The sequence below is a fragment of the Serratia sp. SCBI genome (assembly GCF_000747565.1).
Taxonomy (GTDB): Bacteria; Pseudomonadota; Gammaproteobacteria; order Enterobacterales; family Enterobacteriaceae; genus Serratia; species Serratia ureilytica.
Genome location: NZ_CP003424.1, coordinates 2,991,682 through 3,016,066, shown reverse-complemented (window position 1 = coordinate 3,016,066; position 24,385 = coordinate 2,991,682). Strand labels below are relative to the sequence as shown.

40 protein-coding genes and 4 pseudogenes are annotated in these 24,385 nt (G+C 50.7%); 25 read left to right on the top strand and 19 right to left on the bottom strand.

What is annotated here, in order from left to right; translation table 11 throughout:
- Nucleotides 1-114: 114 nt before the first annotated feature.
- The 19 genes and pseudogenes from SERRSCBI_RS14155 to SERRSCBI_RS14085 form a co-directional block, all read right to left on the bottom strand.
- Entirely contained in the window at nt 115-369 is a 255-nt protein-coding gene (locus SERRSCBI_RS14155; RefSeq protein ID WP_042784854.1) for a hypothetical protein, read from the bottom strand.
- Nucleotides 370-936, bottom strand: coding sequence for a hypothetical protein (locus tag SERRSCBI_RS14150; protein WP_042784853.1), 567 nt, complete (start codon nt 934-936; stop codon nt 370-372). It lies immediately after the preceding gene.
- Nucleotides 926-1,201 carry a hypothetical protein gene (locus SERRSCBI_RS14145; protein WP_042784852.1) on the bottom strand — a complete coding sequence of 92 codons (276 nt, stop codon included), beginning with the start codon at nt 1,199-1,201 and terminating at the stop codon, nt 926-928. Before SERRSCBI_RS14145 ends, SERRSCBI_RS14150 begins: the two co-directional genes overlap by 11 nt.
- Nucleotides 1,198-1,401, bottom strand: a complete 204-nt coding sequence (locus SERRSCBI_RS24210) for a hypothetical protein (protein ID WP_042784851.1) — start codon at nt 1,399-1,401, stop codon at nt 1,198-1,200. The genes SERRSCBI_RS14145 and SERRSCBI_RS24210 overlap by 4 nt, the downstream gene beginning before the upstream one ends.
- Nucleotides 1,394-1,753, bottom strand: a complete 360-nt coding sequence (locus tag SERRSCBI_RS14135; protein WP_049866690.1) for a hypothetical protein — start codon at nt 1,751-1,753, stop codon at nt 1,394-1,396. The genes SERRSCBI_RS24210 and SERRSCBI_RS14135 overlap by 8 nt, the downstream gene beginning before the upstream one ends.
- A complete protein-coding gene (locus SERRSCBI_RS14130) occupies nt 1,750-1,998 on the bottom strand; it encodes a hypothetical protein (protein ID WP_042784850.1) in 249 nt (82 codons plus the stop codon). Before SERRSCBI_RS14130 ends, SERRSCBI_RS14135 begins: the two co-directional genes overlap by 4 nt.
- Entirely contained in the window at nt 1,995-2,477 is a 483-nt protein-coding gene (locus SERRSCBI_RS14125; RefSeq protein ID WP_042784849.1) for a hypothetical protein, read from the bottom strand. Before SERRSCBI_RS14125 ends, SERRSCBI_RS14130 begins: the two co-directional genes overlap by 4 nt.
- A gap of 184 nt (nt 2,478-2,661) precedes the next feature.
- Nucleotides 2,662-2,994 carry a hypothetical protein gene (locus tag SERRSCBI_RS14120; RefSeq protein WP_042784848.1) on the bottom strand — a complete coding sequence of 111 codons (333 nt, stop codon included), beginning with the start codon at nt 2,992-2,994 and terminating at the stop codon, nt 2,662-2,664.
- Between the two features lie 27 nt (nt 2,995-3,021).
- Complete coding sequence (gene ssb, locus SERRSCBI_RS14115) at nt 3,022-3,480, bottom strand: single-stranded DNA-binding protein (protein WP_042784847.1); 459 nt, start codon at nt 3,478-3,480, stop codon at nt 3,022-3,024.
- Nucleotides 3,481-3,834 (bottom strand): annotated as a pseudogene (locus SERRSCBI_RS14110) (ERF family protein); the annotation flags it as partial.
- 6 nt (nt 3,835-3,840) lie between these two features.
- A pseudogene (locus SERRSCBI_RS14105) lies at nt 3,841-5,044 on the bottom strand (IS3 family transposase).
- A gap of 27 nt (nt 5,045-5,071) precedes the next feature.
- Nucleotides 5,072-5,353 (bottom strand): annotated as a pseudogene (locus SERRSCBI_RS14095) (ERF family protein); the annotation flags it as partial.
- Between the two features lie 9 nt (nt 5,354-5,362).
- Nucleotides 5,363-5,530 carry a hypothetical protein gene (locus SERRSCBI_RS24780; protein ID WP_156965109.1) on the bottom strand — a complete coding sequence of 56 codons (168 nt, stop codon included), beginning with the start codon at nt 5,528-5,530 and terminating at the stop codon, nt 5,363-5,365.
- Nucleotides 5,527-5,727, bottom strand: coding sequence for a hypothetical protein (locus SERRSCBI_RS14090; protein WP_042784842.1), 201 nt, complete (start codon nt 5,725-5,727; stop codon nt 5,527-5,529). The genes SERRSCBI_RS24780 and SERRSCBI_RS14090 overlap by 4 nt, the downstream gene beginning before the upstream one ends.
- Before the next feature lie 109 nt (nt 5,728-5,836).
- Nucleotides 5,837-5,971, bottom strand: coding sequence for a protease FtsH-inhibitory lysogeny factor CIII (locus SERRSCBI_RS24775; RefSeq protein WP_020827381.1), 135 nt, complete (start codon nt 5,969-5,971; stop codon nt 5,837-5,839).
- A gap of 152 nt (nt 5,972-6,123) precedes the next feature.
- The gene (locus tag SERRSCBI_RS25370; RefSeq protein WP_369795934.1) at nt 6,124-6,309 is read right to left on the bottom strand and encodes a DUF551 domain-containing protein; all 186 of its coding nucleotides are present in this window, start codon (nt 6,307-6,309) and stop codon (nt 6,124-6,126) included.
- A gap of 230 nt (nt 6,310-6,539) precedes the next feature.
- A complete protein-coding gene (locus SERRSCBI_RS24770) occupies nt 6,540-6,815 on the bottom strand; it encodes a hypothetical protein (RefSeq protein WP_156965107.1) in 276 nt (91 codons plus the stop codon).
- A gap of 14 nt (nt 6,816-6,829) precedes the next feature.
- Nucleotides 6,830-7,078 carry a hypothetical protein gene (locus SERRSCBI_RS24195; protein WP_071883557.1) on the bottom strand — a complete coding sequence of 83 codons (249 nt, stop codon included), beginning with the start codon at nt 7,076-7,078 and terminating at the stop codon, nt 6,830-6,832.
- A 608-nt stretch (nt 7,079-7,686) separates the two neighbouring features.
- The gene (locus tag SERRSCBI_RS14085; protein WP_084587967.1) at nt 7,687-8,376 is read right to left on the bottom strand and encodes a LexA family transcriptional regulator; all 690 of its coding nucleotides are present in this window, start codon (nt 8,374-8,376) and stop codon (nt 7,687-7,689) included.
- A gap of 39 nt (nt 8,377-8,415) precedes the next feature.
- Between SERRSCBI_RS14085 and SERRSCBI_RS24190 the strand changes: the two genes are divergently transcribed.
- From SERRSCBI_RS24190 to SERRSCBI_RS13965, 25 genes and pseudogenes are all read left to right on the top strand, one after another.
- Nucleotides 8,416-8,646, top strand: coding sequence for a helix-turn-helix domain-containing protein (locus tag SERRSCBI_RS24190; protein ID WP_004940138.1), 231 nt, complete (start codon nt 8,416-8,418; stop codon nt 8,644-8,646).
- 109 nt (nt 8,647-8,755) lie between these two features.
- On the top strand, nt 8,756-9,034 hold the full coding sequence (locus SERRSCBI_RS14080) for a CII family transcriptional regulator (protein ID WP_004940137.1): 279 nt from the start codon (nt 8,756-8,758) through the stop codon (nt 9,032-9,034).
- A 34-nt stretch (nt 9,035-9,068) separates the two neighbouring features.
- Nucleotides 9,069-9,233: a hypothetical protein gene (locus tag SERRSCBI_RS24940; protein ID WP_165877134.1), complete on the top strand. Its 165-nt coding sequence runs from the start codon at nt 9,069-9,071 to the stop codon at nt 9,231-9,233.
- Nucleotides 9,220-10,111: pseudogene (locus tag SERRSCBI_RS24185) on the top strand (replication protein). The gene SERRSCBI_RS24940 and the pseudogene SERRSCBI_RS24185 overlap by 14 nt, the downstream one beginning before the upstream one ends.
- Nucleotides 10,111-11,448 (top strand): replicative DNA helicase, encoded by a 1,338-nt coding sequence (locus SERRSCBI_RS14065; protein WP_042784841.1) that lies wholly within the window; start codon nt 10,111-10,113, stop codon nt 11,446-11,448. The pseudogene SERRSCBI_RS24185 and the gene SERRSCBI_RS14065 overlap by 1 nt, the downstream one beginning before the upstream one ends.
- Nucleotides 11,449-11,471: 23 nt before the next feature.
- Entirely contained in the window at nt 11,472-11,726 is a 255-nt protein-coding gene (locus SERRSCBI_RS24765) for a hypothetical protein (RefSeq protein WP_156965106.1), read from the top strand.
- Nucleotides 11,727-11,916: 190 nt separating this feature from the next.
- A complete protein-coding gene (locus tag SERRSCBI_RS14055) occupies nt 11,917-12,354 on the top strand; it encodes a recombination protein NinB (RefSeq protein ID WP_042784840.1) in 438 nt (145 codons plus the stop codon).
- Nucleotides 12,351-12,521 (top strand): NinE family protein, encoded by a 171-nt coding sequence (locus SERRSCBI_RS24760; RefSeq protein WP_156965105.1) that lies wholly within the window; start codon nt 12,351-12,353, stop codon nt 12,519-12,521. The genes SERRSCBI_RS14055 and SERRSCBI_RS24760 overlap by 4 nt, the downstream gene beginning before the upstream one ends.
- Nucleotides 12,518-12,742 carry a hypothetical protein gene (locus tag SERRSCBI_RS14050; protein ID WP_042784839.1) on the top strand — a complete coding sequence of 75 codons (225 nt, stop codon included), beginning with the start codon at nt 12,518-12,520 and terminating at the stop codon, nt 12,740-12,742. Before SERRSCBI_RS24760 ends, SERRSCBI_RS14050 begins: the two co-directional genes overlap by 4 nt.
- Entirely contained in the window at nt 12,739-13,071 is a 333-nt protein-coding gene (locus tag SERRSCBI_RS14045) for a DUF2591 family protein (protein ID WP_042784838.1), read from the top strand. Before SERRSCBI_RS14050 ends, SERRSCBI_RS14045 begins: the two co-directional genes overlap by 4 nt.
- Before the next feature lie 172 nt (nt 13,072-13,243).
- Nucleotides 13,244-13,423 (top strand): hypothetical protein, encoded by a 180-nt coding sequence (locus SERRSCBI_RS14035; protein ID WP_042784835.1) that lies wholly within the window; start codon nt 13,244-13,246, stop codon nt 13,421-13,423.
- Nucleotides 13,416-13,997, top strand: coding sequence for a recombination protein NinG (locus tag SERRSCBI_RS14030; protein ID WP_042784834.1), 582 nt, complete (start codon nt 13,416-13,418; stop codon nt 13,995-13,997). The genes SERRSCBI_RS14035 and SERRSCBI_RS14030 overlap by 8 nt, the downstream gene beginning before the upstream one ends.
- 187 nt (nt 13,998-14,184) lie before the next feature.
- Entirely contained in the window at nt 14,185-14,676 is a 492-nt protein-coding gene (locus SERRSCBI_RS14025; protein ID WP_042784833.1) for an antiterminator Q family protein, read from the top strand.
- Nucleotides 14,677-15,462: 786 nt separating this feature from the next.
- Entirely contained in the window at nt 15,463-15,795 is a 333-nt protein-coding gene (locus tag SERRSCBI_RS14015) for a phage holin, lambda family (RefSeq protein WP_042784830.1), read from the top strand.
- Nucleotides 15,779-16,213 (top strand): lysozyme, encoded by a 435-nt coding sequence (locus SERRSCBI_RS14010; protein ID WP_042784828.1) that lies wholly within the window; start codon nt 15,779-15,781, stop codon nt 16,211-16,213. The genes SERRSCBI_RS14015 and SERRSCBI_RS14010 overlap by 17 nt, the downstream gene beginning before the upstream one ends.
- Nucleotides 16,210-16,656 (top strand): lysis protein, encoded by a 447-nt coding sequence (locus SERRSCBI_RS24550; protein WP_042784827.1) that lies wholly within the window; start codon nt 16,210-16,212, stop codon nt 16,654-16,656. The genes SERRSCBI_RS14010 and SERRSCBI_RS24550 overlap by 4 nt, the downstream gene beginning before the upstream one ends.
- 52 nt (nt 16,657-16,708) lie before the next feature.
- Entirely contained in the window at nt 16,709-17,086 is a 378-nt protein-coding gene (locus tag SERRSCBI_RS25365) for a DUF2560 family protein (protein ID WP_369795870.1), read from the top strand.
- Nucleotide 17,087: 1 nt separating this feature from the next.
- Complete coding sequence (locus SERRSCBI_RS24175) at nt 17,088-17,648, top strand: hypothetical protein (RefSeq protein WP_071883555.1); 561 nt, start codon at nt 17,088-17,090, stop codon at nt 17,646-17,648.
- Nucleotides 17,626-17,775, top strand: a complete 150-nt coding sequence (locus tag SERRSCBI_RS24935) for a hypothetical protein (RefSeq protein ID WP_198036322.1) — start codon at nt 17,626-17,628, stop codon at nt 17,773-17,775. The genes SERRSCBI_RS24175 and SERRSCBI_RS24935 overlap by 23 nt, the downstream gene beginning before the upstream one ends.
- On the top strand, nt 17,775-18,107 hold the full coding sequence (locus tag SERRSCBI_RS13990) for a hypothetical protein (RefSeq protein WP_042784826.1): 333 nt from the start codon (nt 17,775-17,777) through the stop codon (nt 18,105-18,107). Before SERRSCBI_RS24935 ends, SERRSCBI_RS13990 begins: the two co-directional genes overlap by 1 nt.
- Nucleotides 18,108-18,115: 8 nt before the next feature.
- Nucleotides 18,116-18,637, top strand: a complete 522-nt coding sequence (locus tag SERRSCBI_RS13985) for a hypothetical protein (RefSeq protein WP_042784825.1) — start codon at nt 18,116-18,118, stop codon at nt 18,635-18,637.
- Nucleotides 18,588-20,048 (top strand): terminase large subunit domain-containing protein, encoded by a 1,461-nt coding sequence (locus SERRSCBI_RS13980; protein ID WP_042784824.1) that lies wholly within the window; start codon nt 18,588-18,590, stop codon nt 20,046-20,048. The genes SERRSCBI_RS13985 and SERRSCBI_RS13980 overlap by 50 nt, the downstream gene beginning before the upstream one ends.
- Nucleotides 20,049-20,050: 2 nt before the next feature.
- Nucleotides 20,051-22,177 carry a portal protein gene (locus SERRSCBI_RS13975; RefSeq protein WP_042784823.1) on the top strand — a complete coding sequence of 709 codons (2,127 nt, stop codon included), beginning with the start codon at nt 20,051-20,053 and terminating at the stop codon, nt 22,175-22,177.
- Nucleotides 22,178-22,190: 13 nt separating this feature from the next.
- Entirely contained in the window at nt 22,191-23,078 is an 888-nt protein-coding gene (locus SERRSCBI_RS13970) for a phage capsid scaffolding protein (protein ID WP_042784821.1), read from the top strand.
- 11 nt (nt 23,079-23,089) lie between these two features.
- Nucleotides 23,090-24,364 (top strand): P22 phage major capsid protein family protein, encoded by a 1,275-nt coding sequence (locus SERRSCBI_RS13965; protein ID WP_042784820.1) that lies wholly within the window; start codon nt 23,090-23,092, stop codon nt 24,362-24,364.
- Nucleotides 24,365-24,385 lie beyond the last annotated feature (21 nt).

The window sequence follows — 24,385 nt, the reverse complement described above, 5'->3', positions numbered from 1 at the left end:
CAGCAGCATGTCCTGAGCGATGCTCACCGATTCCCACTTCGCCTCTACTGCCTTTTCGCGCCAGAACTTAGCGCGCGCTCTCAACTGCTCAGTCGTTAGTGTCATGCATCCCCCTTAACCTGCTGTAGAGTGAACGCTGGATGGAAATGCCAGCGCCCCGAAACCCGCATCAAGATCGTTAACGATCTGGCCGAAATCCCTGCTGCCACTTTCCTGTAATTCATCCATCTGCTTATCCAGGCGCTTGTCATACACAAAAACGTCATTATCGCCGATGGTGAAGAAGCCCAGACGCTCGGATGGGCAGCGGTTAAGCACTTCTTGCAGCTCGTCGAGCCAGGCGCGCTCTTTCTTGTTCAGTTTTGCCATCTACTCATCCCCCTCTACGGTGAAAGTGAAGCCAGCGGCCAGGATTGCCTTCTTGTCTTCCGCCAATCTGGCATCCCACGCTATTTTCCTGTGCTGGAAAGTCGCCTGCCGTTCAACGCTGTGTTCCCAATCGTGAAGTAGCATCTCGCCCAGCAACCGCACCGGCGTAGCCAGCCGCTCACCAAGTTTGATATTCAGCTGCGTCAAGTCGGCATTCTTCTTGATTAGGCATTCGTTGTGAGCTTCCAGCTCGGACAACTCTGCTATGCGCTGTTCTGCTTCCTCTGCCCGTGCCAGATGCTTTGTCGCTGCCGACTCCCAAACCTTCATCTCGGATTCCAGCTCGGCGATGCGCTCTTCCGTTCGTGTGCAGTTCTGCTGCCACTGCTCCCGACTGGCGCGCTCGTCTTCCAGCTCTGCCAGCAGGGCGGAGACGTACTCTTGCGAGTAGAGTGGCTCACCGTTTTGCTTACTGCATTCGCACCATTCTTTTTCGCCAGTCTCTTCATCTTGCCACTCGATGAAATATCCCACCGGCTTGCTCAGTTCGCTCAGCTTATTGTCCATCTGCCAGCTCCTTGATAGTGAATGTCATCGCCTGGATCTTTTTGGCTTGCTTGTCGATCGATGCCAGCTTGGCTTTGCGGCGACGCTCGCAGTCGGCCAGCGCCTCTTCCTTGGTAAGCCAGAAGTCTTTTCCGTGTGCGCTATGGTGATAACCGCCTACCCACCAAAACGCAGAACCACCTTCATATTTGACTTCAGCCATCACTACCTGCGGCCCGACTGTTAGCGCGTATTTGGTAACGAAAATCTTTGTCAGCTTGCTCATAATGCTTTCTCCTGGGCCTCGGCCCACAGCTTCCATCCGTAATTTTGATAAACCCAGCGACGAACGATTCGTCCATCACCAAACGAACCAAGGCGCAGCGTTGCCTGATTTCCATCAACGGCCATTACCTTGTAGAGAGTTCCGCGAGGTGATTGCCACGTTTCGCCAATCTGAAAGTTGTCATCAGTTCTCTTAGCCACGCTCCACCTCCCTAGCTCTGTCACCAGACATCACTTTTGTAAAAGCTTCATGAATAACACTTCTCATCTTGCTGATATCATCTTCCATACTGCGAAATTCGACCTGTTTACGGCTTCTCTGCAGGGTGTAACCGCAGCGAGCCATGTACCAAAGGAAGGTATCAACAACGTAGATATGACCATCGCGCGCGTTGCCGTTTTGGTCGGCGTTTACGATGACGTGATGCATTGCCTTGAACACATCTTTTTGGTTATGGAAGTCGCGCATAAACTCTGGCAGGTACTCTCCACTTAGCAGCCAATCTGAAAGTGGCTTCAGTTCATTTGCTGGCATCACTGGGCGCTCTTTCATTTGGCCTCCTCATCACGCTCGATATAGAAATCATCAGGGGCATGTAGTGTCTGTGCATCATCGCGAATCACATAGAAGTCGAGGATGTGTTTAACCTCCAGCAACCCACATACATCGATTCGCAACATCCCGGTTTGGACATCGATATCGTGTATTGGCCACCACCGATCCTTGCCGTTCTCGCTACCCCAAAGTGGGCCGGGCGGCGAATTGATAAACTCCATATTCAACAGGTCGCCTTTCATTTGGCCTCCCGCAGCTCGGTGGACTGTTCTTTAACCAAAGAAATAACAGCATTTGCTACCGCTCTCGGGTTGCTAATCGAAACGAACGTATGGCGTTCTTCTTGATAAGTCTCGAACTCCGCCACGTCGCTAAGAAATTCAAGCGCTTCATCGGGAAGTTGCTCTAATTGAATGGCCATCTGCTCAATAGCTTCAGACTTGGCCTGCGCCTGGATAGCTGCAAGTGCTGCGTCAGTGGCCGGGGTTTCGATATGGCGCGCTCTGTCGATTTCAAACCCTGCAGGCTCACCTTCGGTATAGGCGGAGGCGATAAGGTCAACCGATGACTTCAGCGCCGCATTCTCCACAGCCAGCGCATCGCGCTCAGCCTTCAGCGCCGCATAATCACCAACACGAACTAAATCGACGCAGAATCCGTCTTTAGGGTTGGCATCAGGCAGCAGCGAGCTATCGAAGGAATAAATTTTTGGCTCGTTCATAGGTCATCCTTAGCCCGCACCACAGCATCAACTGGCAGGCATTCGTAAGAAGAGGGGAGTTTTTGCGCGGCGATGTCAGCAGTACAGTTCTGGTAATCTGGGTAGACATAGCCAGCTGATTCATAGCTGCACGAATCCGCACCCGCTGAGCAGATGAGAAGAAATAATCCGAACATGATGCTTCCTATTCAGTTTCGCTAAAGCGCCATTTCTGCCGACGCTCAAGCACCATTCCGAGCGATTTGGCCTTTTTGTCAGCCTTAAGAAAATCAGGAATTCTCTGGCCATCTGGAAACTCCCAGCAGCTTCCGACGATGCGAACTACCGATATGGGTTTGGTGTTTTTATCCATCTTCGTTTTCTCACTGGCAGGCCGACATTCAGGCAATAAAAAAGCCGCGTTTTTCGCGGCTGTATTGATCATCATTTTGTTGGCGCGCTCATGAGTTTCTCCGCGCTTTAGGGCGTCAAAAGCCGCAAGGCATCCCGCGACTATTTCCGCGTATTGATCTTTCATGAGTGGTTACCTGCGGCTTTTATTTGCCTAGAAGGGAATGTCTGAGTCGTCGAAGTCCATTGGTGGCTCATTCGACGGTTGGGGTTTATTTTGCTGCTTAGGTGGTGACTGCTGATTTCCGGATTGCGATGACTCTTGCTTGCTGCCAATCATCTGCATCACGCCGCCGACGTTGACGTGAATCTCAGTCGTATATCGCTCAACTCCAGCCTGATCTTCCCACTTTCGTGTTGTCATTTTGCCTTCGATATAAACCTGCGAGCCTTTTCGAAGATACTCACCGGCTACCTCGGCCAGCTTTCCAAACAGCACCACGCGGTGCCATTCAGTCTTTTCCTTTTGCTCGCCAGATTGTTTATCACGCCACGATTCAGAGGTGGCAATCGTCAGGTTGGCGATTGCGCCACCATTTTGCGTGTAGCGAACCTCTGGGTCTTTACCAAGGTTGCCGATGATGATTGCTTTGTTGATGCCTTTGCTAGCCATTTATGCCGCCTGTTTCAGTTCTTTGAGTCGAATTCCGGTAACGTCTTTGCACTTAGCTTGGTGATCTGGATGACCATTTAGGCGAGACCAAGCTTCCGCATATTTCGACTGCAGCGTTTTGGCATCATTTTCAGAGCCTGCATAGTTGGTAAACTCCGCCAAAATCTGGTCTGCGGTCGCTGAAGCAACGCTGTGAACCTCAGCGTCAGCATCAATGGCCGTCTCTTCGGTTGGGATACAGAACGCCTGGAATGCCGCATATTTGTATGCAATAGACATCGCTTTGTTCGTTGCCTTGTCACCGCTGTCCATAGCTTCGCCATAGGTTTCGACCGTGTGCTTACTGCCGTCTTGTAGTGGTCAACTAATACTGGCCACTGCATTAGACTGTATGTAGTACAGTCGCTCCGATTCATTTGGCGTCAAGCCGCCGTTGTACCAGTGAGGCCGCACAGCGCTGTAATAGCCCGTGATATAGCAGATTATCGCGCGTTGAGCCTCGTTGAAGCTGTTGTAGCCCTTCGTCGGTACCCATTCGGTCTTCAGGCTCCGGAAGAACCGCTCCATTGGTGCGTTATCCCAACAGTTACCCCGACGACTCATGCTCTGCTTTATCTGGCAGCGCCACAGCGCCTGCCGGTACTGGCGACTGGTATAGTGACTGCCCTGGTCACTGTGGAACATCACGCCCACGGGACGACCGCGCAGCTCCCAGGCCATCTGCAACGCTTTGACCGTCAGTGCCGAGTCCGGCGACGTCGACATCGCCCAGCCCACCGGTTTACGGGCGAACAGGTCCAGCACCACCGCCAGATAAGCCCAGCATTTACCCGTCCAGATGTAGGTCACATCACCGCACCAGACCTGGTCCGGCGCGGTGACCGCGAACTGGCGGTCGAGAAAGTTTGGTATCTCAACGTGTTCGTTGCCGCCGCGTTTGTATTTGTGGGCCGGTACCTGGCAGCTGGCGATATCCAGCTCTTTCATCAGCTTACCGGCCAGCCAGCGGCCCATTTTGACACCCGAGTTCCTGGTGACGATAGTCGCGATGCTTCGAGCGCCGGCAGAGCCGCCGCTGGCGTTCCAGGCTTCCATGACCTGGCTGCGCTTAGCTACTCGCTCACCATCGGGGCTCACTGCCCGAAGTCTGCCAGTGCCTGTAGCTGCTGCGATGGACTTCAAAAGTCTGGCACAACACAGCGACCGGATATCGCGCTCTCAGCCTGTCGACTACCGTGAACCGTTGAGTGCGTCCGACATTAAGAGCGCCGTAGCCTTTTTTAGGATTTCATTTTCCATTTCAAGGCGTTGAATTTTCTTCTTCGCCTCACGCAGCTCAATCTGTTCTGGCGTCAGAGGAAGCCCGGCAGGCGTTTTCCCCTGACGCTCGAGTTTCAGTTTATTAACCCAGCGGGTAATAGCCGAATGGCTGACATTAACTGCCTCTGCGGCCTTAACGTAGGTATAGCCGTGGTCGACAACCAGTTTTGCTGCTTCGAGCTTAAATTCTGCCGTGAAATGTTTTGCCATTGGTTCACCTGTGGTGTTGGGGAAGTGAGAATATCACCTTCCGATCAGGTGGCCAGTATCAGTGTGCCACTACATCTTCGGTTGCGACAAAATCGAACTCAGCCTTAACAACCACATAGAACAGCACTCCGCCTGTTTTTGTGGTTCGTTCCGTTATCGTTCGCTCTGTGATGCGAGGAAGGATGACCAGCCCATTTTTTACGAGCGCCGGAGATAGGGCGTTATAAACGGCATCAATTCCTCTGAATGAAAACCCTTGCTGCTTGTTCTGACTATCCTTGGCTATCCCTACTTCTGATAAATCTTTTGCCACCCCTGCGATGGCCTTATAAACGGCGATCATGATGACCCCTTAGGTAAAGTTTCCTGCGAATTCATCCCAAGTAACGGATGGGCTTTGACGATCCGAACCGTTCCAGCGAGTGTCGGTCTGCGCCTGTGATTCGGTGAGTTGTCTCTCCAGTTCTGACGTCATGTGAGAGATAGATTTCTCATCGCTATCAAGCACTACGCTGATCATGCAACCGCCTTGTTTTCTGTGACCGTATATCCATTCTCTGCGAGCCACTCGAACACAGCTTTGATATCGAGCTGAGGCATAATCTGCTTCTCATCGACATGACCGAACAAAGCGACGCCGTCCGCCTCAATGCGAACCTCACCTTGTCGCTGTCCGGCCTTGGCGTGATACTCGGTGCATACGAATGTCATCTTCATTTCGACCTCCAGGCTTGTTTAAGCTGAACCATAGCCATTGCCCACAATGCAGGACTGCGAAGCTTTATGGCGGCTCTGGCGGTGAACTGAGCGGTGTTGAATGGTTTGTTCATGGCTCGCCCCTTTGATTAAGTGTGTCTTTCAACCACCGGCCAATGCAGCGCATCCGGCGGGTGATGATTTCGAGTAAAGTTTCAGATTGAGCGCCCATGAGCGGGCACCCAGCGTAAGCAAGTTGCTGCATGGGTAACTCCTGATTGATAGGTATTCATTGCTGAACCAACTCGTAAATTGGCTTAGCGATGGGTAAAAAAATGGCCGCACAATGGCGGCCTAAAGGGTGTCGAGGCTTCTCTAAACATCATCAAGCCCACACGGATATGAGCTTTGTGATGGTCAGTCAGTTGGTGGTTCAGGTAGTGGCATCCAGTGGGTTACATGATTTGGTACAGAATTGCCCGGATGCCAAGAGTCCCATCCATTCGAGCCAAACCACATGACCCCAATATCACAACCGTCACTAACAATTACATCGGAACATAAATCCGGCATCTGATCGCTGCACTTAATCCATTCACTCATCACATAACCCTCATCAATCCAATAACCACGCCACACCAGAAGAGGGCGCATGAAACCAACATCCAAAACCAAACCTTTCCTCTGAAGCTCATGCTTACCTCGACTTTTAGGCGTAAAAAAAGCCGCTAGGCGGCTGTAATTGTTTTTATCTATTTTCAGTATGTAACCACCTGCTGTAGTAGTTTTGCCGAATCAATCGCTCGCAAAGACGGGGGTTGTGTTACTGGAAGTTATTTGATTTTGTTCAAGTGATTAAGTGCGTCTTCTTTGCGTTCGTAGCATTTAACGAAGCGCCATGAATTGACCATCTTTCCGCGCTGATAGTTTTCGCAAAGCTTGTATACGTAGTAGCTGTCATAAGTATGTCGCTCTGTGCATTCAATGCACGCATCGTTTTTGGTTCCTTCTGGTTTTCGCATAACTTCTACATGACGGTGAGATACAGCAAACTTACGACCTTTAGAGTCTGTTTTTAAAGGAGAAATCCAAACTGAAATATCCATCATGTAACCCTCTGCGGTTAACGCGCTGTGATTTTGTTTGATTTGCGATGACCAGCTGCGAACATCGCCACTTCTGGCAAGCAGCATGAGCCGCTATAAACAGGCTTCTGTGCCGGTAACTCAACCCGGGTTAACTTCGCCCAGGCTTTGCTTAGCTTCTTCGCTGTATCCGCATCTTCGCGGCGCTTTGCCATCACTTCACCACGCTGGCGATAGCGACGTGTCTTGCTGTTTTCTTTCGCTGGCTTAACGATGATTGTTGTCATAACTACCTCCAGTAAGTGGCTTTGGTGGTGTGATGGCCGGTGCTGATCTCCGGCATAGTGATTAGAGCGCCCGCACTACCACTGACTCTGTCTTGAGGCGCCGGTTGGTTACGGCTTGCCATGAGCGCTGTTTATACATCGGTCGCGCATCAGCCTGCGCATTCACCACACCCCAAAGCCACTTAGCTTTGGTCTCCTACACTGGCAGGAGAAATTCCCATGATTGTTAAAGAGCGGTGCCAAGCTTCCGTTTGGCTGGTCAGCGTCCTGCTGTTGAGATGAATATTATACCCATGGTTATTTGCGGTCAATGCCCTTGGGTATAATAAATTACAAAATGGGTATAAAATCATGATATCCATGAGAAAATAAAATCACTTTGGTAATGATTTAGCGTTTAGCTAAAAGTTTTGTATGGAAGGTTGATCTTTTCTTCGCGAGGTATAGAGTATATTTACTGTGAATATATACAGTGATATGTAAAAAATATATCTATAACAGATGATTAATGTGAGGTGTCGCATGAGTGCGACTTTCATCAGATTGGAGCCTGGGAGGTATGAGCAGGCTCCGTTTGAAACACGAAGCCATGGGAAGAAGTTAGAGATTTACCGTTTAATGGTTCTTGATATGTATACAACGACGCCAATGATTTTGGCCTTGTCTCCGATAGGAATGACAGGAAGCCTATCGTTGCTTGGGACTAAGTATCCGTCGTTATCTCCCAGCATATACCGGTATACCGCTTGAGAATTACCAGTAGTTGCGTAAACAAAATCGTTGTTGCCGGGCTTTTCATCGGTATCTATCACGATCACCGAAGACTTAGGCATCTCTGGGAATCCAGTGTCATGGCTAAGTCTATAAGCCCGGCAGTTTTTCGATTTAATGCTGTCAGGAACTATTGCAACATTGTTTGTCTTCTGCTCTCCATCAAAGAATGGGACAACAAACACACCAGGAAGCTTGGTGGTTGGATCGATATCCTGCCCATCACTTGCCGAAGACTTGCCATCCCGCATTGGTCCAATGCCGTTAGCTAGCCACTCAGGGCGAACGCCTAAAGCCGTGGCCAGCTCAACAACTCTGGATGATGTTTTAGTTTTGCCTGTGACGATTTTCCAAACACTAGGCTGAGCGATTCCAGCAGCCTCTGCAAGCGACGCTTGCGTAAAGCCACCTTCCTCCATTGCCAGTTTTAATCGTTCTGAAAGGGTATCTATGTTCATGCGCTCGAACATATAACCACGGTTATCCATCGTCAAATATCCTTGGGTATTGCATTTTTCTAAACTCATGGTTATTATTCTTGGTGAGTAAACCCAAGGATATAAAACATGGTCAATGAAGCTATCAACAAGGCCATCTCATTACTTGGTAGTCAGAAAAAACTCGCAGACTCCGTTGGAGTAAGTCAGCCGAATGTATGGTGCTGGTTACATAACAAAAAGCGAGTTTCTCCTGAAAACGTAACGGCGATCGTTACGGCTACCAAAGGTGAAGTTAAGGCCTACGAGATTCGCCCAGATTTACCGCAGCTTTTTCCAAGACCTGTAGAAGCTGCATAAGCCCCACCGCTCTTTAACATCCCTGACCAGCTCCGCCAGTGTGGAGCATTTGAAGACTAAGCCGAGCTTAGTCGCGATTAATCATTTATCAACAAAGGAAGTATTACGTATGGACACTGCAAAAACACGCAATGACGCCCGTCGCATTGAAAGCTCATTGCTCAACAAGATAGCGCTGAAAGGCGTAACAAGTATTGCAGCTGCAGTAGGTGTTAACCCATCTCAAATCACACGCTGGAAAGAGTCTCTTATCCCTCGCATGGCGATGTTATTGGCCGTTCTGGAGTGGGGTATGGAAGACGAAGAAATGGCGGAGTTGGCTAAGCGCCTGGCTGGATATCTGTCACCAAAAGAAAACGCCCCGGAAGTTGCAGCTTTCGAGGCGTGATAGTGATGTTTGGAGAAAACCACTGGAGGAAATTATGGCAAAAAATCGCCGAATTTACAAGACAGAAGAGGAACGACGGCATCCTGATTCACCGGAAGGAATCGTTGTTGCAGCCGCCAATAACCGGAGCTTTGCTGCTCGGTTCATTGGTGAATATCGGATTGCACTGGCAGGGGTGAAGAAGAATGGGCGTCGTTAGAAAATTATCCGACTACCGTAAACCTCATCAAGAGGTCATGGAGCAACGCGTGGCTGATACCGATGATGGGTATACCCGCATAGCTAACGAGCTGCTAGAAGCCATCCTGAGAGCTAATTTAACCGCTCGCCAGCTCAAGATTGCGTTTGCGATTATCCGTAAGACATATGGATTCGGAAAGAAAACAGACCGGATCACAAACACACAAATTTCCAGCATGACCGGCATCCATCACACCCATGTTTGCACTGCAAAAAACGAGATGATCATGATGAACATCATCGTAACCAGCGGAACGCAAATCGGGATAAATAAGGTAGTTTCTGACTGGAATTGCGATATTAGCCAAGGCAGCGAAACATTAGCCAAGTCGGCTAATAAAAGTTTAGCCAAGTCAGCTAACAAGCATTCGCCAACTCAGCTAAACACAAAAGAAACTATTCAAAAGAAAGAAAGAAACATTCCCCAAACCCACGCAGTGGGGTTGTCATTGGAAGAAAAATTAACCCCACGGCAGAAGGGCACCAATCCGCGCGCTAAGGGGACAAATCCTCGCTCTGCAATGCCAGCTTTCGATCGTGAAAGACTGCGCGACACCTGGAACTGCAAAGCCGATAAGCATGGGCTCCCAAAAAATTCGCAATGTATCGACCACAGTCGAGAGTGGATTGAAGCGCCTCTGGCAGTCCTACCTGAAGCAGTGCAAGGAGATTGGCAGCCAGCCAACAGAGATCAACACGTTCCTGAATGGCTATCTCGCCCATGGCTACACGCCAACGAAGTGGGCTTGTGGCGACAATCCAGAAGGCAAGCGATACGGCATTGAGACCGCACTTCGCCAAGAGAAGATTGACGAAATTCTTTCCCGGGAGGACTGATGGAAAGCTACGAGTTTGAAGAGCAGTTGGTCGGCTCAATGATGATCAAGGGCGACCATATCGACTGCCGGGAAGTCGCCGGGAAGTTACCTGCAGAAGCCTTTGAAAATTTCCACCTACGCCAGATGTATCAAGTAATCGTCACCCTCCTGAATCAGGCCGAACCAATCGACCAATTCACCGTTCAAGATAGCCTTTCAGATTCAAGCAAAGATTTGGTGCTGAGCGTGGCGGCGCGCTGTAAGTCTGCAGCCAACATCCGAGCATGGGCAAAACGCGTCCGTCAATGCTGGATGATCCGTAAAGGCATTAGCGATCTGCAGCAAGCAATCTCAATTCTGCAAAGCGTCGGAGCTCATGATATCAACGAGCGAACCGCAGAAGTGGCTAGCGTCCTGTCAAAGGTGCAATTCGAGACCAACGACAAGCTTCCTCGCCGCATCGGTGATTTGCTGCCTGACTACATGGACGTGCTTGAAAAGCGAATGCAGGGCGCTGATTCCGGGATGTACCTGAAAACGGGAATCGACCCGCTGGATGATGAGTATGGCGGATTCGACCGCACAGACTTAATCATCATCGCTGGCCGCCCTGGCATGGGCAAGACGGAGCTAGCAATCAACATTGCTAATTCGATTGGTCGGCAGAAGGGTAAGGGCTTGCTGGTGTCGATGGAGATGTCTGACATGCAGGTGGTAGAGCGTCATGTCGCGGATCGCGCAGGATTATCTATCAGCACGCTACGCAATCCGCTGAACATGATTCAAGAGCAATACACGAAGCTCACCGGCGCAACCGGCACACTGATGAACGAAAACAACTACGTCATTGATGGCGCCTTTACCGTTGACGCTGCTATTGCCCACGCAGAGCGGATGAACATGGACGGCGGATTAAGCTTCCTCGCTATCGATTATCTCGGGCTTATCACAAAGCCAAAAGCAGAGCGCAACGACATCGCCATCGGGGAAATGACGCGCAAGCTGAAGCAGTTCTGTCTGCGTAGCAAGGTTCCCGTAATCCTCTTGGCGCAGCTTAACCGCGGTCCAGAAAACCGGGCAGACAAACGGCCAAGCATGGCAGACCTAAAGGACTCAAGCTCAATTGAGCAGGATGCAGACGTGATTATCTTTCCCTACCGCGACGAAGTATACGATGAGCACAGCAACATGAAAGGCATTGCGGAAATCATCATCGGGAAATATCGCTCCGGCCAGCCTAAGACATTTTACATGGGCTGGAAGAATGGTCACTTCGTCAACATTGACCAGGAAGAAGCTGCGATGCGTTATGCGCAGAACGAACAACAAACCAAAGAAGCATCTGGCTGGCGCTGACCTGCCAAGCAAAGGAGATAACCATGGATAATCTACGCGAAGAGTTTGAACAGTGGTGGAATAACAAAATGGCTATGTGTTTTTACTCACAACCAAAAAGCCAAAAAGAGACCATATACCATGCGTCATGGCTAGCATGGCAGGCCAGCCGAGCAAACATCGTGGTTGAACTTCCAAGGCCATCATGTGTTTATGCCGACCACAGCTATCCGGCGTATTCACAAAAGCAGGTTGAGGGTTTACTCAATTCTATCGGCCTATCAATCAAAGGGGAATGATGATGAGTAACGAACCAAAATTTCCTGAACTTCCCGTAGAACTTCAGGTTGCATTGGTAAATGCAGCAACCGCGATGGCAACGACAAAAATTAGTGCATTAGGCAGCAAGTACAATCAGAACTTTAATTTCTTCGACCGCGAGTACAAGTTGATTTGCGATTCACTATACAAAGAGAATCGGGGGAGATAATGGCTAAACAGGTCTTCTACCTAATAAGCCCACAGATACTCCAGAACCTGAAAAACTTCATCGACAGCCTCCCACTAAATCCAGATAAACCCCTCGCAGTAACCATCCAAGAGCCAACCAGAAGCCTAGACCAGAATGCAAAGCTCTGGGCAACCCTGCGCGACATCTCCGAGCAGGTCATTTGGTATGGCAGAAAGATGGGCTCTGAAAGCTGGAAGTGTGTTTTCACTGCTGCGCTGAAGAAGCAAGAAACGGTTCCTGGCATAGACGGCGGATTCGTCGTTCTAGGGCAATCAACAAGCAAGATGACAGTCGGCGAAATGCGCGACCTCATCGAGTTAATCAACGCGTTTGGTGCTGAGCATGGCGTCAAGTTCAGCGATGAATCCCGGCTCGCTATCGAGTGGGCTAATCGATATGGAGACAGAGCCGCATGACAAAGCGAAGTCCAACGCAAATCATAATGGATAACCTGATATTCAAGACTGACCACCGCAAGACCAGAAAGCCCCACACCAAACCCGAGTTAACCCAGACATTCAATTATACCGCGACCTTAGCCGATAGCATGTGGCTGCGTCGTCGCGCCAGGAGAAAGCCATGATTGATTACAGCAAGCTCGATAGCATGATTGTTGAAAAAATTAAAACCGGATCACGAACGTTTTCGCAAATTGATGGGGGAGGTGTTTATGACGAAGCTCAAAGATTGCATGAGTTGAGCGGACGGAAGGCATTCCGCATCATCGATGGAAGGTTACAGTCTCTGCGCAAGAAAGGTCTGATTCAATACACCACAAAAGAAAAATGGCAGGTGGCAAAATGACTGATTACAGCAAGATGAGTGACGGAGAAATAAGCGTAAGACTGGCTTATTACCTAAAGCCAAAATACAGCGCAGTCATCAATCCAATCGACAAGACTGGCGCACAGCTTTCGTGGAATTGGTTTAACACAGTACAGACCACTGGATTCTTCCCGCTTCGGCGCTCGGAAGAGCTATTCCATGTCATGAAGAAACACAAAATCGGCCTGTCACCGTCAGGAAAAACGGTATGGCAAGCGAGCCATGAATCGGGAGCGAGCGCTACGCACAGAAACCCGCTGCGAGCCGTCGCGATTGTCTTCCTCATGATGAAGGATGCCGAAAAATGATAATCCTCATCACGGTAGCAATCATAGCCGCCTGCGCTTACTGCTTCATCGCTGGCCGCAGCTTCGAGTTCTTCTGCAAATACGAGCCAACCCTATCAACCACAAAGATGTTGCTACTCAGCCTCGCATGGCCGGGTAATGCCGTTCTGTTTCTGCTGATGAGGTGCGTGCGATGAATTCCATAACCATCCCGGAAATTATGAAAGTGCCGAAGAAGTACGGCACAGATATCTGCTGCAGTTGCTTGTCGGCGCTGGCAGAGGATGAATGCTACATCTGCCAACAGTGCAACGACGAGATAGACCGTCAGGCTGATGAGGTTATCGGAAACGCGGAGGATGATGATGGCTAAAGGCATCAAGCCGCCGAAGCCTAAGACCTGCCGACAATGCAAAACCAAGTTTACCCCTCGCAATACCTTTCAAATCGTCTGTAGTCCATCCTGTGCAATCCAACACGCAAAGCAGCAATCAGAGCGCAAGCAAAAGCAATCTGAGGCATCTGCACGCCGTGAGTGGAACAAGCGCAAGGCTGACGCGAAGCCGTTGAGTCATTGGATAGCAATGACACAGCGAGCCTTCAACGACTACATACGAGCCAGGGATGAGGGAAGTGGCTGCATTAGCTGCGGCAGTACAACGGCAACGGAATATCACGCTGGTCACTTCAGAACGACAGCGGCGGCCGGTCAGCTCAGGTTCAACGAAGATAACTGCCATCTGCAGTGCGCATCCTGCAATGTCCATCACTCCGGTGCAATCACTCAATACCGAATCAATCTCATCACGAAAATCGGCGCCGAGCGAGTCATGGCGCTTGAAAACGACAATAACCCACACCGATACACCCGCGAAGAGCTAGACACGATTAGAGCGCGTTACAGAGCGAAATTGCGGGGGCTGAAAAAACTCCAGGAGGCAGCCTGATGTTCACAAGCATACCTGCAGCAATCGAAGAAGCGAGATTTCTCCGCGCGCTCACCGGCAGATGTCATGGAGTGGTTCAACGTCCGAGTGGAAACATGGTCGTTAGGGTAATCGACCGGCGAGGCATGCATACGTTGTTCACCACAAAACAAGACCGTCACGGAACGGTTAAGACGGAGGGCATATCATGAACATCAGCAAATTTGAGTTGGATGATGATCAGCACCAGTGGGTAAACGGATGGCTTGAGCTGTGGGGCGCATGGGTTTACTCCGGCCGACTCGAGCGACGCATGAGCAACATGATCGCCAAGTTCATGGAAAGCGTAGAGCCAAGCAAGAATCCAAGCAGGCCGATGTGCAATGACGATGATGGAATGTTGATTTCTCAGGTCGTAGATTCCGTAATGTTTATCGACAAGAAAGCCTTTGGCATCCTGCTCAGCTACTACGCTCATGGTTCATCAAAGCGAGCCATTGCATCTTACTATCACGCGACTGCAAAGCCCCGCAAGATTAACCGAGGTCGATTAGGGGAAGGGTGGCGCAAGCCGTCAGAGGAAACATGCAGGAAAGAAGTGGCTGAAATCCTCAAGGCGAGCTTGTATATGCTCTACGCTCCGATGGTAAATGCGTTCAACAATCGCAAACGTGTAGAGAAAATTAAGCATGTTGCATAGATAATGCTTGACTTTGCTTTACCTATTTACCCATAATAGTGACATAAGCTGCCGTTAGTGACTCTTAAGTTGCTGCGGCGGCTTTTTTTGATCGCAACAGGTAAGAGCATTGATGGAACAGGCAGCGTAGATGCGTTCGAGGCAGCGTAACCCTCTCAGTGCTCTTTCCGTTGTGGTGAATGCGCAGGCTGATGCGCAATGGTTTATGGGTGCAGTTGATTCCTGTGAATCCCCAATTCTCGATACGCTTCCGGGGCGTAAATCCATCGTGAGACACAAAGCGAGAAAAGCCGGAGATCAGCACCGGCCACCACACAACATTTTAGCCTCGCCTTAGTGCGGGGCTTTTTGTATTTCAGACCCAGCCAACAGCGACACACTCCATGGCATCCTCTTAGTAGCTGATCGTCTACGGCTGCGGGCTGAACCTTTGACTACAGCATAGCAATGTAAGGAACCCACCATGCTCAAATTACCTGAGCTCGTCCGGGCTGGTTTCGTGAGTTCGTCTCCTTGGTTGCTGGGCTTAATTCTCCTTTCTTATCTCGCTGCAGAGGTTAATTCGAGGATTAACTCGGCGGCCTACGCGTACCCGCGATCTGTCGTTTCATATGGCCTCGCAAGCGCAAAGACCGATGATGAAGTTATCTCCACCGTTGAGCTGTGGAAGAAGGATGCATGGGGCGCTCAAATTGGCGCTCTCCGCGTTCTCTGTGATAACGACCGTGCATTCGTTGACTCGCTCGGCGGGGAGAGTGTAGGGGCTAGAGTATGCAGGATCGTCAAATGAATGAACGCGATGCAGGATTCTGGGTCGACGTTCTGAACGGCCTTAAAAACGCATGGCCGCAAATTCTTGGCTCAATGATGGCTGGGTTAATTTGCTATGGCCGATTAATTTACGATGGTGTAGAGCGAAAGAATCGCTGGATTGAGGGTGTCCTATGTGGCGCCCTTTCTCTTTGCATCTCCAGTGCTCTGGACGTGTTCGGATTGCCGGTAAGCATGTCTCCTTTCATTGGTGGCATGGTTGGCTTCATCGGTGTTGAAAAGCTCCGCAATATTGCCATCAGCGCTATCAGCAAGCGAGTAGGTGCTAGTGATGAAAATCAGCAATAACGGTATCGACTTCTTGAAGCGCCAAGAGGGTGAAAAGCTCTCAGCTTACAAAGATACTCGTGGGATCCCCACGATTGGCGTCGGTCATGCTGGGTTGGTTGATGGCAAGCCTGTTGCAATGGGCATGACCATCTCGAAAGAGAAATCATCCGACCTGCTGCGCTTTGACCTGCAGTGGACTGAGCGAGCTATCAATTCGGCGAATGTCACGCTGAACCAGAATCAATACGATGCTCTTTGCAGTCTGGTGTTCAACATCGGCGCAGCAGCATTCAACGGTTCAACACTGCTCAGAAAACTCAAGGCTGGCGATTATGCTGGCGCTGCAGATCAGTTCTTGGCATGGAAACGAGCAGGAAACGACCCGGATATTCTTCTTCCTCGCAGGCAGCGGGAACGTGCGCTGTTTCTGTCATGACTTGGCCACTGAAACACTGGCAAGCTGCAATCGTCGCATTAGTGCTTGGGCTCCTGACTTACTTCGCCATTAGCAACCAAGCGCTGCGACATGACAAAGAAGCACTGCAGAAAGAAAAGCAGCAGCTATCTAGCCAGCTGGAGTGGCAGAACAAAACACAGAAAGCAGTAGCAGATATCGATCTGCAGAGAACGCAGGAACTTGAAGATGCGAAAAGCAAGATTACTGATTTGCAGCGTGATGTTGCCAATGGTGCTCGCAAGCTGCGCGTCTCCGCCTCGTGCCAACCCTCCAAGCCCTCCGGCATGGATGATGCAGCCAGCCCCAGACTTACTGACTCCGCTCAACGGGATTATTTCACCCTCAGAGAGCGAATCGAAATAGCCAACAAGCAGATCGCCGGATTGCAGGATTACATCAATCAGGTTTGCTTAGCGAAATGAATTCCCCCGACAAGGAATAAGACTGTGTTACCTAGCAGGAGGTGATCACGTCTTGGCAGCCAGAAAGACGGAAGTGGCGAGGCAACTCCGCGAGGTGTGGCTGATGCTGCGAATATCTGAGGGGCAACGCGATTACAGAAGCTCTTCATTGAGGGGCTTCGATAATGGCTTTAACCAACAACTGGAGCCAATCATGGCAATTACAGAAATGACCGAAGAGCAGGCAATGAACCTCGAAGTGTTCAAACTGGTTCAGAGCGACACCGCTGCAGGTGAGAAGGCAATTACCTTCATCGGCGGAAACAAGCTCAAGTACGAGCTTTTCAAAGATGCCTATACGCGCGTGCAAACAGAGCCAGGCGTCGTCGGTCGAGTAGACAAGGCCATCAAGATGGCGGAAGAAGCGCTCGGACTTTTTACCGGAACATGACATGAAAAGGCTTGATTTGGTCGGCAAAAAGTATGGAGAGCTAACTGTCATTGGATTTAGTCACTCACATACTCAGCCTTCAGGCCAGAAAAGAGCTATGTGGTCAGTCGTATGCTCATGCGGAGTGGAAAAGATTGTCTCAACAGCAAATCTGACTGCAGGGACAACGATTTCGTGTGGCCATATTGGAGAAAAAAGACGAATCGAATCTAGGCGCATGCCTGACGGAGAGGCGGCAAAGAATAGTCTTTTTATCTCTTATAGGCATGGAGCAAAAAACAGAGGAATAGAATTTAAGATTGGGAAAGATCAGTTCTACGAAACTGCGGTTGGTGCTTGTACATATTGCGGAAGTATAAATCCACAAACCTATAACGGTAAGGCAAAAACCGGCTTCAAATACTGTGGAATTGACAGAGTAGACAGCTCAAAAGGATACGAAGTTGGGAATATTGTCACATGCTGCGGCATCTGCAATATGATGAAAAATAACCTCGCTTTAGATGTTTTCCTGAACCACATAAAAAGGATAAGCGAATATGCCAATGCGCAAAGGTCGTAGCAAAAAGGTCATCAGCGCGAATATCGCTACCGAAGTTAAAGCAGGCAAGCCACAAGACCAGGCTATCGCCATTGCTATGAGCAAGGCCGGTAAAGGCAAGAAGAAACCAAAGAAAGGGGCTAAGTAATGGCAATCACATCCATGCAGACAGCGACCGCCGGTTCGGTAGCAAACCTGATTCCAGTGGTGAAGTCGCATATTGCAGCATCACGCTTCCCTCAAGGCGGTTTGGTTGGCGTTCATGCCACTCCTACCAAGACAGAGTATTTCCAGGTTGTCGCCGCCGGTGGCACCACAGCAACTGACTACGACATCGTAGTTAGCTCTGACCGTGCTGAATTTACCATTAAGTGCAACGCGAAGATCACCGCTGGCTTCCTGCCATTGGGTGACATGAGCGTTATCCAGTTAACCCCTGGCCGTATGGTTGAGTACGCCCAGGCATTCACCAAGCCATAAGGTGATTTATGGGCGATGAAATAAACAAAGGCGGTCGCCCATCAGATTACACAGAAGAGTTAGCGGAAAGCATCTGCCTAAGACTGGCGGAGGGCGAATCGCTTCGCTCCGTCTGTCGTGATGATGGGATGCCATGCAAGCAAACCGTGCTGAGATGGATTAGCCGAATCCCTGAGTTTCGCGCCCAATACGTGCGAGCGAAGGAGGAAGGCGCAGAGGCTATTGCCGAAGAGCTGTTCGATATTGCTGATGATGGCAGTAACGACTGGATGGAAAAGCTCGATAAGGAAGGCAACGCGATCGGATACCAACTTAATGGCGAGCATGTGCAGCGTTCAAGGCTGCGCATAGATACGCGCAAATGGTATCTGTCGAAGATCATGCCAAAGAAATACGGTGAAAGAATCCAGCATGACCAGACGATCACAATGGCTGACCGTTCAGACGATGATATTGATAAGCGAATAAGGGAGCTAATGAATGGACAAGCTGCCTCTGCTGAACGGAATGACGAAGAGCCAGAAGATTGAGCTAATCCAGTTAATCGAAGAAAAACAGCGCCGCGAGAACGTTTATCGCTACAAACGCTTCTACAAGTCGCGTTATCCGTGGCAAAAGAAATTCATTGCCGCAACATCTAAGTTCACCCAGGTTGCGCTGATCGCCGCTAACCGTACTGGCAAGACCGATACCGGCACTGGTATTGATGCTATCCACGCAATGGGTGATTACCCTGAAGGGTGGGATGGGCACAAATTCGATCATGCCCCGCTGATATGGTGCCTTGGTTACTCGGGTGAAAAATGCCGAGACCTGCTGCAAACGCCTATCCTAGGGCGACGTACTGATAGCGGATGGGATGGTGGCTTGATCCCCGGCGAGCTGATTGTCGATACAGAGCCGATGCAGGGTACGCCTAATGCCGTTCGTTCTGCATACATACGGCACAAGTCTGGGCAGCTATCAAAAATTCAGTTCTGGTCGTACTCACAAGGCCAGCATGCTCTGATGGGCGATGCCGTTGACTGGTTCCATATCGACGAAGAGCCAAAAGACGCGACGATCTATCCGCAGGTGCTTACTCGTACTGCTACCGGCGACAAAGGTAATGGCGGGCGTGGAATTCTGACGTTTACGCCGGAGAATGGACGTACTGATTTGGTTATTGCCTTCATGGATAACCCGTCATCTGGCCAGCACTGCATGAACGTTGGCTGGGATGATGCGCCGCACTTAAGCGAGAAAGTGAAGAAAGACCTGCTTGAGTCGTACCCGCCGCATCAAAGGGATATGCGCACCAAGGGTATCCCAATGCTTGGGCATGGGCGAATCTATGACCTCGGCGAAGATTTTGTAAAGTGCGACCCTTTCCCTATCCCAGATCACTGGCTTGTCATCAATGGCATGGACTTTGGTTGGGATCACCCGCAGGCGCATGTCCAGTTGGCATGGGATATTGAGAACGAATCATTCTACCTCACCCGGGCATACAAGGCGCGTCAGGTTTCTCCAGCAGAGGCGTTCAGCGCAGTGAAGTCTTGGGCTGATAACGTGCCAACCGCATGGCCTCCAGATGGGCTTCAGACGGAGAAGGGTTCTGGCCTTCAGCAGAAGTCATATTATGAAGAAGCTGGATTCCAGATGCTGCCTGAGCACGCGCAGTGGGAAGATGGCAGCAGATCTGTAGAGCCTGGCTTATTCGAGCTATACGACCTAATGCGCAGAGGTAAATTCAGGGTATTCTCTGGCCTCCGTGACTTCTTCGAAGAGTACAACTTCTATCACCGCGACGAGAAAGGAAAGATTGTGAAGGTGCGCGACGACATCCTTGATGCTGTCCGTTACGCCTACATGATGCGTCGCTATGCAATTCGTTATGCAGACATAAAGAATCCTCCAGTTGAAGAGGATGTCTACGTTCCCTCATCCTCCGGTTGGTAAACATGGCAGAGACATTAGAGAAAAAACATGAGCGCGTCATGCTCAGGTTTGACCGCGCCTATACGCCGCAGCAAGACGTGCGCGAAAAGTGCATCGAAGCTACGCGATTCGCTCGTGTCCCTGGCGGTCAATGGGAAGGAGCAACAGCAGCGGGAACCAAGCTTGACGACCAGTTTGAGAAATATCCGAAGTTCGAAATCAACAAAGTGGCCACTGAGCTTAACCGCATCATTGCCGAGTATCGGAACAACCGCATCACGGTGAAGTTTCGCCCTGGCGATCGCGAGGCAAGCGAAGAGCTGGCCAACAAGTTGAATGGCCTATTTCGAGCAGATTATGAAGAGACCGATGGCGGTGAGGCGTGTGACAACGCATTTGATGATGCAGCTACCGGTGGTTTTGGCTGCTTCCGCCTGACATCGATGCTGGTCAATGAATACGACCCGATGGACGATCGCCAGCGCATTGCTATTGAGCCGATATACGACCCATCTCGCTCAGTTTGGTTTGACCCTGATGCGAAGAAGTACGACAAGTCAGATGCGCTTTGGGCGTTCTGCATGTACTCGCTTTCGCCTGAGAAGTACGAGGCGGAATATGGCAAGACCCCGCCTGCATCCCTCGATATTTCTACGGCGTCGCTATGGAACTATGACTGGTTTCAGCCAGAAGTGGTTTACATCGCCAAGTATTACGAGGTGCGCAAGGAATCGGTTGATGTCATTAGCTACCAGCAGCCGCTGACTGGAGAAATCGCCACCTACGATAGCGACCAAATCGAAGATATCGAGGATGAGCTAGCTGAGGCTGGATTCGTAGAGGTTGCGCGCCGTTCCGTGAAGCGACGTCGCGTCTATGTGTCAGTGGTTGATGGACAGAACTTCCTTGAGAAGCCTCGCCGCATTCCTGGTGAGCATATCCCGCTTATTCCGGTATATGGCAAGCGTTGGTTTATCGACGATATTGAGCGCGTCGAAGGTCACATTGCCAAAGCGATGGACCCACAACGACTCTACAATCTTCAGGTTTCGATGTTGGCCGACACCGCAGCTCAAGACCCAGGGCAGATTCCTATCGTCGGCATGGAGCAAATCAGAGGGCTCGAAAAACACTGGGAAGCGCGCAACAAGAAGCGGCCAGCGTTCCTTCCTCTGCGCGAGGTAAAGGATAAGGCAGGGAACATCATCGCAGGGGCTACGCCAGCAGGATATACGCAGCCAGCAGTGATGAACCAGGCATTGGCAGCGCTATTGCAGCAGACCAGCGCTGACATCCAGGAAGTGACCGGCGGCAGTCAGGCAATGCAGCAGATGCCGAGCAACGTAGCTCAGGAAACCGTTAACAACCTGATGAACCGCGCCGACATGGCATCGTTCATCTACCTGGACAACATGGCTAAGAGCCTGAAGCGCGCCGGTGAAGTATGGCTGTCTATGGCTCGAGAGGTTTACGGCTCAGAGCGTGAAGTTCGCGTGGTTAACGAAGACGGAACTGACGACATCGCGTTGATGAATGCGCAGGTTGTTGACCGGCAGACCGGCCGAGTAGTTGCGCTGAACGACCTATCAACTGGCCGCTATGACGTCACTGTTGATGTTGGCCCAAGCTATACGGCAAGACGCGATGCTACGGTGTCTGTGCTGACCAACGTCCTCAACTCCATGTTGCCAACCGATCCGCTTCGACCAGCCATCCAAGGAATCATCATGGATAACCTGGACGGCGAAGGACTGGAAGACTTCAAAGAGTTCAACCGCAAGCAGCTTCTGACCTCTGGGGTTGCTAAGCCGCGAAATCAGGAAGAGCAGCAGATCGTCCAGCAGGCGCAGATGGCAGCTCAGAGCCAACCTAACCCTGAAATGGTTCTGGCTCAGGCTCAAATGGTTGCAGCTGAGGCCGAGAACAAGAAGGCTGATAACGCGACACGTGAAACCGTCATTAAGGCGTTCACAGCTCAGCAGGATGCTCAGGAAAGTCAGGCTAACGTTGTCTACAAGCTTTCCCAGGCACAGAACATCAACAAGAAAGGGGTTATGGATGCAATTCAGCTCCTGAACGACCTCCTTAAATCCCAGCAAGAACAAATCCCCACATCACCACAGTCACCGGCAGACTCAATGCCGAGTTAACCAGGAGTAATCAATGGAAAGCGAACTGATCATCGACGGTCAGGTTATTGACCTGTCTGAAAAACAGGAAGAAGCCGAAGAAGTAGTCACTGAAGCAAAGGAAAATCCTGATGAGAAATCACAGGAAGAACCTGAGCAGAAAGAGAAAAAGGCCGAAAGTGAACAGCCCGAAGAGCAGCCAGAGGATTACTCACTGCAAATCGGTGATGAGGAAATTAGCCTCAACCCTGAAGAAGACGATCACATTGATGGGCAACCGGCTCCTCAATGGGTGAAAGAGCTTCGCAAGGGCTTCAAAGAAACACAGAAAGAAAATCGGGAGCTACGCCGCCAGCTTGAGCAGATTCAATCCAAGCCAGCAGAGGCGCAGCAACCACAATCAGACGTTATTCCTCCAAAGCCGACCCTTGAGTCGTGCGAGTACGACGAAGCAGCGTTTGAGCAGGCGATGACTGATTGGCATGAGAAGAAAGGCCGTGCTGAGCAGGTTAAACAACAGCAGCAACGTCAGCAGCAGGAATTACAGCAACGACTAACAGAGCGCCTTACGAAGCATCAGGAGCGAGCAGCAAAGCTTCCGGTGAAAGATTATCGCGAGATGGAAGACATCGTTCGCCAGGAGATTCCGGTTATCCAACAGGAAATCCTGATTCATGCCGCCGACGAAGGTTCTGAGCTCGTTGCTTATGCACTGGGCAAGAACCAACAACTACGCCAGCGAGTAGCCGCTGAGACAGACCCAATTCGCGCAGCATTCCTCTTAGGCCAGATTAGCCAGCAAGTTAAGTTGGCACCGAAGCCTAAGAAAGCCATCAAGCCAGAGCCGGAGGTTCGTGGTGGCGGCGCTGATGCGAAACAAGATGATTTCAACAAACTCTGCCCCGGCGCTAAAATCGAATAAGGAACAGCTAAATGGCTACCAATGATTTAAACAGTAACGTCAGTCAAATCGTCCTGAAAAAATTCCTGCCTGGTTTCATGTCCGACCTGGTATTGGCAAAAACCGTAGACCGTCAATTGTTGGCTGGAGAAATCAACTCCAATACCGGCGATAGCGTAAGCTTCAAACGTCCTCATCAGTTCTCATCTCTTCGCACTCCTACCGGTGACATTTCCGGTCAATCGAAGAATAACCTGATCTCCGGCAAAGCAACTGGTCGCGTCGGCAACTACATCACCGTTGCCGTTGAGTATCAGCAACTGGAAGAGGCGATCAAGCTGAATCAGCTGGAAGAAATCCTGGCTCCGGTTCGCCAGCGCATCGTAACTGACCTGGAGACTGAGCTGGCCAAGTTCATGATGAACAACGGCGCACTGGCTCTGGGTAGCCCCAACACGCCGATCAACAAATGGTCTGACGTAGCTCAAACCGCATCCTTCCTGAAGGATTTGGGCGTGGTTGAGGGCGAGAACTATGCGGTAATGGATCCGTGGTCTGCTCAGCGCCTGGCCGACGCGCAATCTGGTCTGCACGCTGCCGACCAACTGGTTCGTACTGCCTGGGAAAACGCGCAGATCTCCACTAACTTCGGCGGCATTCGCGCGCTGATGTCTAATGGCCTGGCATCCCGCACGCAAGGTGCATTCGGTGGCACGCTGACAGTGCAAACCGCTCCGACCGTGACCTATAACGCGGTGAAAGACACCTACCAGTTCCAGGTAACGCTGACTGGCGCAACTGCATCTGTAACCGGCTTCCTGAAAGCTGGCGACCAGATTAAGTTCACCAACACCTACTGGCTGCAGCAGCAGAGCAAGCAAGTCCTGTATAACGGCTCTGCACCTATCAGTTTCACTGCAACCGTTCTGTCCGATGCTAACTCCACTGCAGGCGGCGCGGTTACGGTTACGCTGTCCGGCGTTCCGATTTACGACACCACTAACTCACAGTACAACGCAGTAAGCCGTCAGGTTGCAGCGGGTGACGCGGTGACTGTAATCGGTACTGCAAGCCAGACCATGAAGCCGAACCTGTTCTACAACAAGTTCTTCTGCGGCCTGGGTACCATTCCTCTGCCAAAACTGAACAGCATCGACTCTGCAGTCGCTACTTACGAAGGCTTCTCTATCCGCGTGCACAAATACTCGGACGGCGATGCAAACGTGCAGAAAATGCGTTTCGACCTGCTGCCAGCCTACGTATGCTTCAACCCACACATGGGCGGCCAGTTCTTCGGCAATCCGTAATCAAGAGGGGCTTCGGCCCCT